This is a genomic window from Providencia sp. PROV188 (assembly GCF_027595165.1).
GTDB classification, from domain to species: domain Bacteria; phylum Pseudomonadota; class Gammaproteobacteria; order Enterobacterales; family Enterobacteriaceae; genus Providencia; species Providencia lanzhouensis.
The window spans coordinates 2,898,356-2,914,290 of sequence record NZ_CP097291.1; the positions used below are offsets into that span (position 1 = coordinate 2,898,356).

General features: G+C 44.6%; 12 protein-coding genes. 4 read left to right on the top strand and 8 right to left on the bottom strand.

Annotated elements, in window-relative coordinates; all coding sequences use genetic code 11:
* Positions 1-169 precede the first annotated feature (169 nt).
* The 5 genes from htpG to apt all read right to left on the bottom strand — a co-directional run bounded on the left by htpG (position 170) and on the right by apt (position 5,988).
* Positions 170-2,044, bottom strand: coding sequence for a molecular chaperone HtpG (gene htpG, locus M5X66_RS13385; RefSeq protein ID WP_108478328.1), 1,875 nt, complete (start codon positions 2,042-2,044; stop codon positions 170-172).
* 355 nt (positions 2,045-2,399) lie between these two features.
* Entirely contained in the window at positions 2,400-2,999 is a 600-nt protein-coding gene (gene recR / locus M5X66_RS13390; protein WP_036952553.1) for a recombination mediator RecR, read from the bottom strand.
* Positions 2,999-3,328, bottom strand: coding sequence for a YbaB/EbfC family nucleoid-associated protein (locus M5X66_RS13395; RefSeq protein WP_006659291.1), 330 nt, complete (start codon positions 3,326-3,328; stop codon positions 2,999-3,001). Before M5X66_RS13395 ends, recR begins: the two co-directional genes overlap by 1 nt.
* 43 nt (positions 3,329-3,371) lie before the next feature.
* Positions 3,372-5,318, bottom strand: coding sequence for a DNA polymerase III subunit gamma/tau (dnaX, locus tag M5X66_RS13400; protein WP_270103646.1), 1,947 nt, complete (start codon positions 5,316-5,318; stop codon positions 3,372-3,374).
* Positions 5,319-5,436: 118 nt separating this feature from the next.
* Positions 5,437-5,988: an adenine phosphoribosyltransferase gene (apt, locus tag M5X66_RS13405; protein WP_036952557.1), complete on the bottom strand. Its 552-nt coding sequence runs from the start codon at positions 5,986-5,988 to the stop codon at positions 5,437-5,439.
* 143 nt (positions 5,989-6,131) lie between these two features.
* On the opposite strand from apt, the gene priC reads away from it, so the two are divergent.
* Together priC and M5X66_RS13415 are read left to right on the top strand one after the other, a co-directional pair.
* Complete coding sequence (priC, locus tag M5X66_RS13410; protein ID WP_270103647.1) at positions 6,132-6,680, top strand: primosomal replication protein; 549 nt, start codon at positions 6,132-6,134, stop codon at positions 6,678-6,680.
* A gap of 10 nt (positions 6,681-6,690) precedes the next feature.
* Entirely contained in the window at positions 6,691-6,861 is a 171-nt protein-coding gene (locus tag M5X66_RS13415; RefSeq protein WP_036952561.1) for a DUF2496 domain-containing protein, read from the top strand.
* A gap of 12 nt (positions 6,862-6,873) precedes the next feature.
* On the opposite strand, the gene mscK is transcribed toward M5X66_RS13415, so the two are convergent.
* From mscK to acrR, 3 genes are all read right to left on the bottom strand, one after another.
* Complete coding sequence (gene mscK, locus M5X66_RS13420; RefSeq protein WP_108478331.1) at positions 6,874-10,263, bottom strand: mechanosensitive channel MscK; 3,390 nt, start codon at positions 10,261-10,263, stop codon at positions 6,874-6,876.
* Between the two features lie 144 nt (positions 10,264-10,407).
* Positions 10,408-10,761, bottom strand: a complete 354-nt coding sequence (locus tag M5X66_RS13425) for a DsrE/DsrF/TusD sulfur relay family protein (RefSeq protein WP_270103648.1) — start codon at positions 10,759-10,761, stop codon at positions 10,408-10,410.
* 12 nt (positions 10,762-10,773) lie between these two features.
* Positions 10,774-11,424 (bottom strand): multidrug efflux transporter transcriptional repressor AcrR, encoded by a 651-nt coding sequence (gene acrR / locus M5X66_RS13430; RefSeq protein WP_036952567.1) that lies wholly within the window; start codon positions 11,422-11,424, stop codon positions 10,774-10,776.
* Positions 11,425-11,558: 134 nt separating this feature from the next.
* On the opposite strand from acrR, the gene M5X66_RS13435 reads away from it, so the two are divergent.
* Both M5X66_RS13435 and M5X66_RS13440 read left to right on the top strand, forming a co-directional pair.
* The gene (locus M5X66_RS13435) at positions 11,559-12,749 is read left to right on the top strand and encodes an efflux RND transporter periplasmic adaptor subunit (protein ID WP_036952569.1); all 1,191 of its coding nucleotides are present in this window, start codon (positions 11,559-11,561) and stop codon (positions 12,747-12,749) included.
* A gap of 15 nt (positions 12,750-12,764) precedes the next feature.
* Positions 12,765-15,923, top strand: coding sequence for an efflux RND transporter permease subunit (locus M5X66_RS13440; protein ID WP_036952571.1), 3,159 nt, complete (start codon positions 12,765-12,767; stop codon positions 15,921-15,923).
* Positions 15,924-15,935 lie beyond the last annotated feature (12 nt).

A 15,935-nucleotide genomic window follows, 5' to 3' on the forward strand; every position in this document is an offset into this window, starting at 1 on the left:
TTTTTTATAATTTGAAAAGAAAACGCTCTACCATACCATTAGCATGGCATCTGACTCAAGAAGACACGTAAACGTTTTCCCATTTATCTTTTTTCGCAAAAGAAAAAAACCACGCAAAAAATCGCTTTTTTACGTGGTTTATGTTCGAAAACGAAAATACCTTAATAGACTACTTTAAAAGTAATTCGTTGATTTTTTTAATAAATAAGTTTGGATCTTCCAGCGTACCACGCTCTGCCAGTAGGGCTTGGTCGAGTAGTACATCCACCCAATCTGCAAACATGCTCTCATCTTCCACTTCAGACGCTTTTTTCACCAATGCATGGTTCGGGTTTAGCTCGAAGTTATATTTCACTTCTGGCGCCGCTTGACCCGCAGCAGCGAATAATTTCGCCATTTGGGTGCTCATTTCATCCGCATCGGTGGTCACAATGGCTGGTGTATCGGTTAAACGGTGAGTCAATTTAACCTCTTTCACACGGTCGCCCAAGAAGGTTTTCACGCGCTCAACAAATGGCTCTAACTGCTTCTCTGCTTCTTCTTGTTCCGCTTTATTTTCATCCGCTAACTTGTCTAATGACTCGTCGGCTTTGCTCACAGATTGGAACTGTTTACCATCAAACTCAGAGAGATAGTTCATCATCCATTCGTCAATGCGATCAGATAACAGCAGAACCTCGATGCCTTTCTTACGGAACAGCTCTAAATGCGGGCTGCTTTTCGCAGCGGCGTAACTATCGGCAGTAATAAAGTAAATCTTATCCTGACCTTCCACCATGCGGCTTACGTAGTCTTCCAGCGAAACATTTTGTACGCTACTGTCGTTATGGGTGGTCGCAAAGCGCAGCAGTTTTGCAATCGCTTCACCGTTCCCCATATCTTCCGCAGGACCTTCTTTCATGACCAGACCGAATTGCTGCCAGAAAGTTTGGTATTTCTCTGCATCGTTTTTCGCCAGTTTTTCCAGTGTTTGCAGAACACGTTTTGTCAGTGCACTGCGCAAGTTACGCGTCAGAGCGCTGTCTTGCAGAATTTCACGGGAAACGTTCAACGGTAAATCGTTAGAATCCAATACCCCACGAACGAAACGCAGGTAATTAGGCATAAATTGCTCAGCATCATCCATAATAAAGACGCGTTGAACATACAGTTTTAAACCATGGCGCTGGTCGCGGTTCCACATATCAAATGGCGCTTGAGATGGAATATACAGCAGGCTGGTATATTCTTGCTTCCCTTCCACACGGTTATGCGCCCAAGTTAGTGGGTCTGCGTAGTCGTGGGAGATATGCTTGTAGAATTCCACATATTCTTCATCCGAAATTTCAGATTTACTGCGAGTCCACAGCGCTTTTGCTTGGTTAATTTTTTCCCAAGTAACCGTGCCGTCTTCTTCGTTTTTCTCTTCGATTTCAACGGGCAGTGCAATATGGTCAGAATACTTGCTGATAACAGAACGTAAGCGCCAGTTATCTAAAAACTCTTTTTCGTCATCACGTAGATGTAAGGTGATTTCGGTTCCGCGATCGGCTTTTTCGATATCTGCGATAGTGTATTCACCTTCGCCAGCAGATTCCCAGAATACCCCTTCGCTCGCTTCAGCACCTGCGGCGCGGCTACGAACGGTGACTTTATCCGCGACAATAAACGCAGAATAGAAACCCACACCAAACTGACCGATCATTTGGCTATCTTTAACTTGATCGCTGCCTAATGATTCTAAAAATGATTTAGTGCCTGATTTAGCGATGGTTCCTAAGTTTTCAATCACTTCTTCACGGCTCATACCGATGCCGTTGTCACTGATAGTGAGAGTACCTTTGTCTTTGTCTGCGCTAATACGCACACGCAGTTCGCCATCATTTTCATACAGTTCAGGCTTAGATAATGCACGAAAACGCAGTTTATCCGCCGCATCGGATGCGTTGGAAATTAGCTCACGCAGAAAAATTTCTTTGTTTGAGTAAAGAGAGTGGATCATCAACTGGAGCAGTTGTTTGACTTCTGATTGAAACCCACGAGTTTCTTGTCCTTTCATACTCATTAATCGCCTCTATATCATCAATCTAATAGTTAGTTTTGACTTATCGATGGAAACTAATTTGGGGACAAAAAAATAGAATTCAACCACTAACCACAAATTAGCAGCCAAATTAATATGAACAAAAGGAAATGACCAAAAACTACGATGCTTTTGCTTGGAAGGTTTTGCTTTAATATTTTTGCTTTGAGGGGTTTGCCTTTAAATTTTAAAATCAACTCCCCACCATCATCCTCTAAATAGTTCAAAGTTGTAGGTAGGCGGCAAGCAAGCTTATCCCTAGGAGCATACTGAAGTATGTGACTAGGGTGAGGTTGTGCAGCCAACACCCCCTACAATTTGAAATATGACGAGGATGCTACAATTTCGAGCGGCCTGACAACGAATGAGAAAGCGTCGTGCTATCGACCATTTCTAACTCACCGCCGACAGGCACCCCATGCGCAATCCGGCTCGCCGCCACCCCATACTGCGCACACATCTGCCCAATATAGTTCGCCGTCGCCTCCCCTTCTACTGTCGGGTTGGTCGCCAAAATCACTTCAGTGATGTTTTCCGATGCCAGTCGTTCTTCGAGCCTATCCAGCCCGATATCCATCGGTCCAATGCCGTCTAATGGCGACAAATGCCCCATGAGTACGAAATAGCGCCCCGAGAATTGCCCGGTTTGCTCGATAGCGTAGATATCTGCGGGACTTTCCACTACGCAAATCAGCCCATTTTGCTGACGACGCGGGTTATCGCAGATATTGCAGGTGTCTTGCTCAGTAAATGTGCGGCAGTCGCGGCAATGCCCGATTTCGGACATTGCACGAGTCAGCGACTGAGCCAAACGCATTCCGCCACTACGGTCACGTTGCAGAAGTTGGAAAGCCATTCGCTGCGCTGACTTGGGTCCCACACCGGGGAGACAGCGCAGCGCTTCCATCAATGATTCAAGAAGCGGACTCGTTTGCATTAGAATGGCATCTTAAAGCCTGGTGGCAGTTGCATACCGCTAGATACGCTAGCCATTTTTTCTTTTTGCGTTTCTTCGATACGACGAGCTGCGTCGTTGAATGCCGCAGCAATCAAGTCTTCCAGCATATCTTTGTCGTCTTCTAACAGGCTAGGATCGATTTCAACACGGCGGCAGTTATGTGAACCATTGATGGTCACTTTGACTAAGCCAGCACCAGATTCGCCAGTAGCTTCGAGTTGAGCGATTTCTTCCTGAACTTTCTGCATTTTATCTTGCATTTGCTGGGCCTGTTTCATCAGGTTACCCAATCCACCTTTACCAAACATAGTTTTCTCTCACAACTGAGGCTACAGATTCGCAACTGTAGCGTTAAACGGGGCGAATACTCTCTTCATCCAACTGCGCATCAAACATGGCACGCAATTTTTGAATTGTTTTATCCGCAATAATAGACTGACGGGCTTGCGCCAGTTTCTCTTCATAAATCGCCTGACGCCATTCCAACGGCGTTTTCACCGCCGTATTATCATCGTGAACGATTTTCAGTTCAACAGGGCGACCATAATGTTCACTCAACGCATCTTGTAACGCTTTTAGAGCGCTAGGTTTATCAAGATGGCGTTGAGCGGAGCGCAAGTGCAATACAATTTGCGACTCGTTCAATTCTTCTTTATATGAATTCAAAGCCAATTGTTCAACTAGCTTCGGAATATTTAATTGCGCGATTTCCCCCGACCAACTATCACGTTCACGCCCTTCTTCGGTGATTTTTATTGCTAATTCAGGGGTTTTTTCATATTCCAACGCCTCTTTGATCTCAGTAGGCGTTGTCACTGCGTCTTTTGCGTCGAGAACCTCACCATTTTGAGGCTTCCACTGGTATGCCTTCGGCTTCGCAGGCTTTGTTTTCTGTGACGCTTTTTCCATCACATTTTGCTGATGTTTGCTGGTTACCGCGGCCAGCCGCTCAAGTGCTGAAACCGCCGGCTTAGCCCTTTCGGACGTCACCGGATGAGTCTTTTTTGGACTCGGATCCTCACTTTGTGGCGTTTGTAGTGCCTGTCTGGCTTTCAATAGCTGCAATGTTGGGCTATTTTCTGGTAAGTTCTCTGCGCTCGCCGGTTGCGGGGCTGGGCGCCTTACCGTTGATGGTGCAGGTTCCGGCTGAAAAGCAGGAGCTGGCACGCTTGAAACTAATTTCGGCGGCAATTCCACTTCTTCAATAATGCTCTTTGGATGGAAGGCTAACGCTCTTAATAATGCCATTTCCACGCCCATGCGTCTTTCAGGCGCGAATGTCAGTTCTTTGCGCCCCACCAGCAAGGTTTGATAGAAAAGTTGAAGATCCGCTGGGGAAATTAATCGTGCCACTTGTCTTAGGCGCCCTTCCGTAGAGGAAGGATCCGTTTCTTGTTCCGCGGGCAGCAGCTGGATCATCGCGATACGATGAAGCTGAGAGAGTATTTCAACCAGTAGGTTTTCCCAATCAGCGCCACGGGAAGCGGCTTGCTCCACTTGAGCCATCACGCCAAGACCATCTGCACGAACGAGGGCTTCAATAATGGCAAGAGGCTGCTCATCGTCAAGCGTGCCCAACATTTGGCTCACGATATCCGCAGTGACCTTACCTTGCCCCATAGCTATCGCTTGGTCAGTCAAGCTCAGCGCATCACGCAAACTGCCGTCAGCGGCGCGGGCAATCAACTGACGAGCACGAGTATCGTGCTCAATATTTTCCGCATTCAGGATCAACTCGAGCTGTTCACTGATTTGTGGGACATCCAGCGCTTTCAGGTGGAACTGTAAACAGCGGGATAAAATCGTGACAGGCAGTTTTTGCGGATCGGTCGTGGCAAGTAAAAATTTGACGTGTTCCGGTGGCTCTTCGAGTGTTTTAAGCAGCGCATTGAAACTGTGGCGCGACAACATGTGAACTTCGTCTATTAGGTAGACTTTAAAGCGACCACGCGCTGGCGCATACTGGACGTTATCCAGTAACTCTCGCGTATCTTCGACTTTAGTGCGTGATGCCGCATCAATCTCAATCAGGTCAACAAATCGCCCCTGTTCAATTTCCAAACAGTTGGCGCATTTTCCGCAAGGCGTTGCCGTGATCCCCGTTTCGCAGTTTAACCCTTTGGCAAACAAACGGGCGATCGTGGTTTTCCCGACACCGCGGGTACCCGAGAAAAGATAAGCGTGATGAAGCCGTTGGTGCTCAAGCCCATTAGCAAGTGCAGTCAACACATGCTGCTGACCAACAACGTCTGAAAATTTTTGGGGGCGCCACTTACGGGCAAGTACCTGATAGCTCATGGATTCCACTGTTATTCAACATGGGACATTGATAAATATAATAATAGTACCATGCTACCACAGCCTCAACCCATTGGGCGAGACTGCAGTAAAAATAGTAAGAAGAGTGCGGAGCAGATTAGTGGCCTGGGAACTCAACAAGACTGTAGGACGTAACGCCTTCTTTAGCTAAACGCTCAACACCGCCTAAATCTGGCAGTCCGATAACGAAAGCAGCATCCACCACTTTTGCGCCTAGCTGTTTGATCATTTTCACGGTTGCTTCGACAGTACCACCGGTTGCTAATAGGTCATCTACCACCAGTACGTTGTCTTGTGCGGTAATGCTGTCTTTGTGGATTTCCAGTGTGTCGGTGCCGTATTCCAGATCATACGTCATACTTAAAACTTCACGCGGTAATTTGCCTTTTTTACGCACAGGCACAAAACCTACGCCTAAGCGTAATGCAACAGGAGCGCCGAATAGGAAACCACGGGCTTCAGTACCAACAATTTTGGTCACACCTTTGTTTTGATAATGCTCAACCAGCATATCGATTGTCGCTTGATAAGCCGCCGGGTCATTTAACAGTGTGGTAATATCGCGAAACAGCACCCCCTCTTTTGGATAGTTAGGGATAGTCGCGATACTTTCTTTAATCAATTGCAGTTGTTGCTCTTTAGCGGTCATAATAAAAACCAATATAGTAAATACGAAAGGGTAGAATCTATGCAAACTACCATCAAAATGCAATAAGAAGCCGTCTATTTGCTGTAAGTTTTATTGTTGGATATCAATATTCCGCCACTTTTCACATTTATTGAGAATAAAAAATGAAAACACAGGCTCTGTTAGAGGCATTGAAAAAGCAGATTGATGAATTAGCGGAGCACGTGGCCCCCATCAAAGACCATGAGTTTTCACACTCCCGATTTGATATGCAGCTATTTAGCCATAAATCCACCAAGTTAGGGGATTGCCAGAAAGAGCTCAATACCTTGTATCAGCAATTGTGTAATAGCGTTGCCCTTAACCATGCCCAGCAAGTGAATTTTTTAACCGAAAAAATCGTGCATCAAATGCAAGCTATCTCCCGAGAACTGTCTACACAAGGGCTACGGGAAAAAGAAGATTCTTTTCGGTCGAAAAAGGAACAGGTTGATTTATATGAACGTTTATCACAACATCAAGATTATGAACGCCGTTTACAAGCAATGGTGAGCGAAAAAGAGCTCTATTTAAGTGGCTTAACTGACTCACATTTACAGCACCAGTGCCAAAAAGAACTCGCCGCGTTGGCTGGTCGTTTATATCGCTGTAGACAAGCATTAATGCGTATTGAAAAAGCCATCGAACACCAAGAAAACCAATTTTTTGATTAAAGGATCGCGAATGGAAACACTGGACACTGCACCACTCGAAACCCAACTCGCGGTAGATTTAATTTACTTGTTAGAATCGGCTGAAGTTGATACCAACACAGTCCTAAAAGCATTAGAGATGGTTAAGCAGGATTATCTCAACAAACAGGCCGCCGAAGCAGCCTGTCAGAATGATAATTAACGCAGGTTATTTTTAATCGCCATTTTTATCATTATCTTTATCTTTGATAATCTTGGTCACTTCCTGCACTTCATCCCCTTGATTGTTATGCAAATGCACTTCCAATTGATTGAAGGCGATATTGATATCGTTTTCACGACATAACCGGTCAATTTCACGGTTCACTTCATCACTGGTGATAGTACGCTCACCGATTTGGCGCACATAAAAACGTAATTCGTGATCCAATGTGCTGGCACCAAAACTTAAGAAATATGCCGCTGGCGCAGGATCCGTCATCACTTTACTGTTAGAGGTGGCTGCTTGCAGTAATACGCGCTTCACTTTTTCCAAATCTGAACCATACGCGACACCTAAAGAGATCGTAATTCGCGTGACCGTGTCTGAGAGCGACCAGTTGATTAAACGCTCAGTAACGAATGCTTTGTTCGGAATGATCACCTCTTTGCGATCGAAATCCACAATCGTGGTAGCACGAATACGGATCTTACTGATTGTTCCCGAGTAAGTCCCGATGGTGACGGTATCCCCAATGCGAATCGGTCTTTCGAACAGTAAAATAATCCCCGAAACGAAGTTCGCAAAAATTTCCTGTAAACCAAAACCGAGACCAACGGTTAAGGCAGCAGCTAACCATTGCAACTGATTCCACGTGACCCCTATCATCCCAAGGGATGCAATTGCCCCGATACTGACAATCACATAGGTCAGCATGGTGGTGATGGCATAGGTGGAACCTTGGCGCAGTTTGAGCCGCGATAATACCAACACTTCCAGTAACCCTGGTAGGTTGCGTGTCATGATCCACGCCACTACCACAATCACCACCGCTAAAATCAAGTTCGCTAAGGTCACATGCTGCATGATATTCGCCCCTTCCGCTGATGTGGCGGTATAGCTCCAGAGTTGGACACTATCGAGGAAGGAGAAAATCGTAATAAAATCAGACCAAATGGCGTAAAACGCAAACGCAAAAATAATAAACAGCACCATTGTGGTTAAGCGCAGAGACTGCTGGCTAATCAACTCAATGGTCATTGGTGGCTCTTTGATAGGCTCGTTTTCAGTATCTTCTTGCTGTTTTGACTGCGCTCGGCGCTCAAGCGCACGCTTATACGCCAGTTTTCTTGCGCCTAAACTTAACCCACGTAAACAAACATTATATGTGATGTACCAAAGCACCAGCAGGTACAAGCTATCTAACCAACGGTTGGCTAAACGGAGTGTGGTGTAATAGTATCCCGCAATCATCAAGCCGATTAAAATCAGCGGAGAGAATGTCAGTAACGTAATCAAAATCGAGCGAGTTAAGTGGCTCCCCGTTTCCTTCCACACCTGTTTACAGAACGGGATAGTAAAAATACACAATAATAATAAACAGATAGAAACCACTAGCTGCCCAATCACATCCTCAGACACCTTCAGCGGGTTAATCATTCCATAAGTGGAAAAGAAGATAAGCGGGATCAGCGGTACTGATAAACGCACCATTCGACGGCGCATACGCTGAGCATTTTCATGTTCAATATTAAAATGTTTCTCTGCAATACCTTGAGGTTTTAACACCCTGAACGTTAATTCAAATAGCGCCCAGAAAATAGCGAGTTGCAAGAAATAAGACCAAATAAACTCCCCTTGCAGGTTACCGGTTTTTAAGAACCAGTAACCAATGGCGATAACCACTAATGAGATTGGGATGGTTTGTAGCAACGTGAGAAACAGCGCCAACGGTGTATTCAATACGCTGTCGTTACGCAGACTGGATAAACGCAGGTCAATATCATGTAGACGTTGGGTGATTTTTCGATTCAACCAGATAAAGATCAGTGCCGCCAATAATAAAGGGATCGTCACCCACAGCGAGCTCAGCAAGCCTTTTTTCAGGCTAGAGAATGAAAAATCAAAATCGAGGTGAGTTAATTGATTTGTGGCCGCTTCTGGAAACGCTTTTAACCACTCGATATCCATCGGTTTATTACTGTTTACCCAGAAAATCTGCTGAGCCAAAGTATGCTCAAGCGAGCTGACCACACTCAATAATTGGTTTTGATCCAGTTGCAAATTAATGGCTTGGGAAATTTGCCCACCTAGCTGTAAATTCAATTCATCCAATAATTCACGGCGAACATCCAAGATTTTTACCAGTGCCGCTTTATCTTCTGGGGTAAACAAACGAGCATTTTCTTGCTCTCCAACCTTAACCGCTTGCTCATGCTCCAGAGTATTAATGTAGTCAGTAGGTTGGTATAACGCATCACGCTGCTGGTTAATATCAAATTGCTCCAAACGCAGGTCGGCGATGGTGACAGGTAAGTTTTTGGTTAAGATATCAGCGGGTAAATCAATTTGTTGCTGAAAAAGAATTCGCGATAGCAGCAAACTTCCGCGTAATACGTTGATTTGCTCTTTTAAGTTTCGTTCTGACTGTGTGGCACGTTCTAACCAAGTTTTTACTCGGATGCCATTTTGCACCATTTTGTTGCCGTCTTGAGTCACTTCAATCAAGCGGTTGCTCAGTTTGTTATTGATCTCCACCTCTTTTTGAATAATCGGATTTTGCTGTACGGTATCATCCGTAGAGGTGTTTTGTGCTTCACGGACTGTCGATTGGGAATCACTGAGACGCTCTTTGCTAATCGCTTCTTGGATCACCTGAATTCGCGCATCGAGTTGCTCAATGTACGCCGCCGTGTAATCACGCTGTTTCTGTAAAACATCTTGGAGTTGCGTATTGGCTTGAAGAACGCGCTTTTGAAATTCGTTTTGCTGCTGTAGAAGGTATTGCTCCAGTTGCAGCATATTCACTTGTGAGGGACGAAGCTTGTTGGAGTCAGTCAATGTGCTGTTAAGCTCATTGCGGATCTCTTGCAGCCTTCTCGCATTATCCAACATGATAGCTTGGGCGCGCTCAGGTTGAGTTTGCAAACCGATCAGTTGGCTGTTGTACGTGGCGAGATCATTTTGCTCCGCTTGCAGGTTATCCAAATGGGTTGCCAACATGGACTCTAATTGTTGCAGGCTGCTATTTTCAATTTGATGCTGAAAGTTAATATCAGGATTTTCATTCTGATTTTTTATTTGCAATAAACCTTGAACCGCTTTTTTTGACTCTTCACCGGAGTGACTTAATTTTTTTTGCAGTTCGTCTGAACGCTGATCGAGTTTTTCCAGCTCATCATAATAATTTAATGACTTTTCCAAATCGGCAATAGTGAATTTATCTTCTTGCCCCGCATTGTTTTTTTTATTTAGCGAATTGAGCTCTGTTTTTATCTCGTTTTTGCTGGGAAGGTTATTAATTGTTGCAGCGGAAATTTGAAAAGAGAAAAAAGTGATGGCAAATGCCAAAAATATTCTGATTGAATATAACCACACTTTTCTATATTGCATCAGTGAGCCCATGATATCTCGTTGTCATCCTACTATTATTTAGCACTTAAATTGTTTAGCGCTAATACCAATTAGTTCTAACTTGCTATTTGAGCTGCAATTCTGGCAAACCGCAGCTCAATTCTCAAAAAGCTTTTTTAATCAATAGCGATAAAATTAAAAGGTGAGAACTTTTTCGGCGTCTAATGTCCACGCAGCTAAATCAACCAGTGTACCGATTTCGACGCCATCAATTAATGGCAGCTCACTGATACCACGAGCATCAGTACAGGTCTTGCATAATTTAACAGGTACGTTTTGCGCGGTTAAAATCTCTAACATTTGCTGAAGGTTATACCCTTCTTTCGGTTTTTGTGCAGTGATCCCTGCAGTGACGGCATCGGACATTAGGAAAATTTTCAGGTCGGTTTGAGGGTATTGCTCTTTTATTGTGATAGCTAAGCGCAGAGAGTTAAACAACATTTCACTTCCGTAAGGTGCGCCATTCGCAATGATCAAAATGGATGACATGGTTTTCTCCGATTATTCGTTTGGCGTCGGTTTGACTCGCAGCGAAACGCTATTTTTGAGCGTTTCTAATAGAGTATCAACTAACGTCGTTGTATGTGCGTCTATAATAAAACGCTCTGGCTGTAATAACCAGTTTTCAAGTAAGCCAGACATCAGTGCGCGGATCATAACCGCACTACACGCTAAATCTAAATCGGCAGGAAGTTGCCCTGCATCCACACAGTCACGTAAATTCTTAATAATCCGCTGTTCGCTTGCCAGATAATTTTCACGTTTAAAATCAACGACAGAAGCCATTTCTCCGACGAGCTCACATTTTAAGAAAAAGATTTCCATTAACGCGCGGTTTTTAGGAGTACTAATAAAATCGGTAAGAATATATATTAGCAATTCTCTTAGTATTAAAAGTGGATCATTGGTATATTTCGAACGATAATAATCCTCAGCTTGAGTAATTTGATTATCGCTAAATTCGCAGGCTTGATGGAACAGATCCACCTTATTTTTAAAATGCCAATATATAGCTCCACGGGTAACGCCCGCAGCTTTGGCTATATCGGCTAATGATGTGGCTGTTACTCCTCGTTCAGAAAATGTTTTGATGGCTGCATCTAATATTTCCTGACGGGTTTCTTCAGCCTGTTGTTTAGTTTTTCGTGCCATTGACGCTCGTTTTTATCGAAAGCTGATTTACATACATTAGTGTATGTTTGTACTATAGCATAGTGATAAATCATATAATTTGCTTTTTTTCTTAATTTTGTTTTGAACTCATATCGATTAATTGAGGTTAACTTATGCGAAAAAACAGAGGGGTGTTACCTCTGGCTCTGTTGGTCCTTTCAGGCGGCTTAGCGTTATCTGGTTGTAACGAAGAACAGAAAGGTGGCGGTGAACGCCCGGCGCCTGATGTAGGAATTGTTACGCTGAAAGCTGAACCTCTGACCATTAAGACCGAACTCCCAGGCCGTACATCTGCATTTCGTATTGCAGAGGTTCGCCCACAAGTAAGTGGCATCATCCTAAAACGTAACTACAAAGAAGGTAGCGATGTTGAGGCTGGCGTATCGTTATATCAAATCGACCCGGCACCTTTCCAAGCAACCTACAATAGTGCTAAAGCAGAATTAGCCAAAGCGCAAGCAAATGCTAATCTCGCCGCATTAACTGTTAAACGTTATAAGCCACTGCTTGGCACGAATTACATTAGCCGACAAGAATACGATCAAGCGAACTCAACGTATGCTCAATCACTGGCTGCAGTAAAAGCGGCTGAAGCGGCAGTTGAAACAGCACGTATTAATTTGAATTACACCAAAGTCACTGCCCCTATCAGTGGACGTACTGGTAAATCCAACGTGACTGAAGGTGCTTTAGTTTCAGCTGGTCAAGCAACTGAACTGATGCGCGTTCAACAGTTAGATCCTATCTACGTGGATGTCACTCAGTCGAGCGAAGATTTCTTACGTTTAAAAGCTGAAATCGAAAATGGTGCTCTGCAAAAAGAACCGGGTAAAGCGCCTGTTAGCTTAGTCATTAATGGCGGGCAAGAATACGCGCAGAAAGGGCAATTAGAGTTTTCTGACGTTACTGTCGATGAAACCACAGGTTCCATCACGATGCGTGCAGTATTCCCTAACCCGAACAAAGAGCTGATGCCGGGTATGTTTGTTCGCGCTATTTTAGAAGATGGTGTGAAAGAAAACGCGATTTTAGTCCCACAACAAGGTGTTGCACGTACTCCGCAAGGTGATGCGCAAGTGATGGTTGTTGGCGCTGAAAACAAAGTTGAAGTACGCAAAGTACAAGTCGCACAAGCGATTGGCAACAACTGGTTAGTAACTGAAGGCATGAAAGATGGCGACCGTGTCATTGTGATTGGCTTACAGAAAATCAAACCAGGTATGGTTGTTGTGCCGAAGCAAGCAAACTTAGAAACCCAATCCATTGTAGACACTCAGGCAAAACCTGAAACCGCGTCTAAATAAGGGAGCGATTGATTAATGCCTAAGTTTTTTATAGATAGACCAATTTTTGCGTGGGTAATTGCGATTATCACCATGCTTGCGGGTCTGCTGGCAATTATCAAGTTACCTGTCGCTCAGTATCCGACGATTGCACCGCCGGCTGTTTCCATTTCAGCTAACTACCCAGGGGCGGATGCGTCAACGGTACAAAATACGGTGACCCAAGTTATCGAACAGAATATGAACGGTATCGATAACTTGGTGTATATGTCATCAACCAGTGATTCATCAGGTTCAGCAAGTATTACGCTGACTTTTGAAGCGGGTACTGATGGCGATATCGCCCAAGTACAGGTACAGAATAAGCTGCAATTGGCTATGCCACTTTTACCTCAAGAAGTACAGCAACAAGGTATTAGTGTGGATAAGTCAACCAGCTCATTCTTAATGGTTGCAGGCTTTATTTCTAAAGACGGTTCAATGGGTCAATACGACATTGCCGACTACGTAGGTTCGAATATTAAAGACCCTCTTAGTCGTGTTAATGGTGTTGGTGAAACCCAGCTGTTTGGTACCCAATATGCAATGCGTATTTGGTTAAAACCAGAGCAACTTGTTAAGTACAACATGGCAACTTCGGATGTCATTAATGCGATTCGTGTACAGAACAACCAAGTTGCAGCCGGTCAATTAGGGGGAACTCCTCCTGTTGGCGGCCAGCGTTTGAACGTATCAATTATTGCTCAAACTCGCTTAAGCAACGTTGAAGAGTTTTCTAACATCTTATTACGCGTGAACCAAGATGGTTCTCAAGTTCGTTTGAAAGATGTCGCTACTGTTCAATTAGGTGCGGAAAACTACAGTACAATTGCTCGTTTTAACGGCATGCCAGCTGCGGGTATTGGTATTAAACTCGCAACGGGCGCAAACGCACTGGATACGGCAAATAACGTCCGTGCAGCATTAGCTGATATGGAACCGTTCTTCCCTGAAGGACTAGAAGTTGTTTACCCGTACGATACAACGCCATTCGTTAAGATTTCAATTAACGAAGTAGTTAAAACGCTGGTCGAAGCAATTATGTTGGTTGTTGTGGTTATGTATCTGTTCTTGCAGAACATCCGTGCAACATTGATCCCAACAATCGCGGTACCAGTGGTGCTGTTAGGTACCTTTGCTATCTTGTCAGCCTTTGGCTACTCGATAAACACCTTAACCATGTTCGCGATGGTACTTGCCATCGGTCTTCTCGTGGATGACGCCATCGTTGTGGTTGAAAACGTTGAGCGTGTAATGCAAGAAGAAGGTCTGCCACCAAAAGAGGCGACCAAAAAATCCATGGGGCAAATTCAAGGTGCTCTGGTCGGTATTGCAATGGTGCTGTCTGCGGTATTTATCCCAATGGCCTTCTTCGGCGGGTCTACAGGGGCAATTTACCGTCAGTTCTCTATCACCATCGTTTCATCGATGCTGCTATCAGTATTAGTTGCGATGATCCTGACCCCTGCACTGTGTGCAACCATGTTGAAGCCAATTGAAAAAGGCAGCCATGGTTCCACAAAAGGGTTCTTTGGATGGTTTAACCGCGTATTTGAAAAGCAAGCTCACCATTACACAGACAGCGTAAGCCGTATGTTGAATGGTACAGGTCGTTACCTTGTGATCTACGTTTTACTGGTAGTGGGTATGGCATTTATGTTCGTTCGTCTACCATCATCATTCTTACCAGCAGAAGACCAAGGGGTGTTCTTATCCATGGTGCAGTTACCACCAGGATCAACTCAAGAGCAAACCGAGGTCATCTTGGATGAAGTGAGTAATTACTTCAGAGTAGATGAAGGTAAAAACGTTGAGTCTGTATTTACTGTTGGTGGCTTTAGCTTTGCAGGTGCAGGGCAAAACATGGGTCTTGCGTTCGTCGTTCTGAAAAACTGGGATGAGCGTAAAGGTGACGAAAACCATGTGGATGCGATTGTTGCACGTGCAAACGCAGCACTATCCAAAAAACAAGGCGCCTTCATTTATGCCTTTAACTTACCAGCAATCGTCGAATTAGGAACATCAAACGGTTTTGACTTTGAGTTGGTAGATAAAGCAGGTTTAGGTCATGAAAAACTGATGGAAGCACGTAATCAGTTACTTGGACTAGCCGCTCAGCACCCTGAAATTTTGCAAGGCGTACGCCCGAATGGTCAAGATGATACCTCACAGTATCGAATCTACATTGACCAGCAAAAAGCACAGGCGCAAGGCGTTGCGATCAGCGATATCAACGCAACTCTCAGCTCCGTGTTTGGTGGATCGTACGTCAATGACTTTATCGACCGTGGTCGTGTGAAGAAAGTTTACGTACAAGGTGACGCGGAAAGCCGTATGTTGCCGTCAGATATCAGCAACCTGTATGTTCGTAATAACCAAGGAAAAATGGTGCCATTCTCGGCATTCTTAGATACATCTAAAGATCCTTGGAAATACGGTTCACCACGTTTAGAACGTTATAACGGTGTTCCAGCGATGAACATTCAAGGTCAAGCAACAGAAGGTCAAAGTACCGGTGCTGCAATGTTGATGATGGAAAAACTGACCACCGAAAACCTACCTGCGGGTATCGGTTATGAGTGGACAGGTATGTCGTATCAAGAGCGTTTGTCTGGTAACCAGGCACCTGCCCTGTATGCGATTTCCCTGATTGTTGTATTCCTGTGTCTAGCTGCACTGTATGAAAGCTGGTCTGTACCGTTCTCGGTTATGTTAGTGGTTCCACTTGGGGTTATCGGTGCGTTACTCTTCACCTCAGTCCGAGGCTTAGATAACGACGTTTACTTCAAAGTAGGTCTGTTAACCACCATTGGGTTATCGGCGAAGAACGCAATCTTGATTGTTGAATTCGCCAAAGACTTGATGGAGAAAGAAGGTAAAGGATTGATTGAAGCAACATTAGATGCAGTTAAAATGCGTCTAAGACCAATCCTGATGACATCACTGGCATTTATGCTGGGTGTTATCCCTCTGGTATTCAGTAATGGTGCAGGTTCTGCAGCACAGAACTCCGTCGGTACAGGCGTACTAGGTGGTATGTTCGCAGCAACATCATTGGCTATCTTCTTCGTTCCGGTATTCTTTGTGGTGATCCGTCGCCGCTTTGCAAAGGCACCAGAACACGTTGATAACAATCAGCCACCAGCAGCTCATTAATCGCTAGTGCGT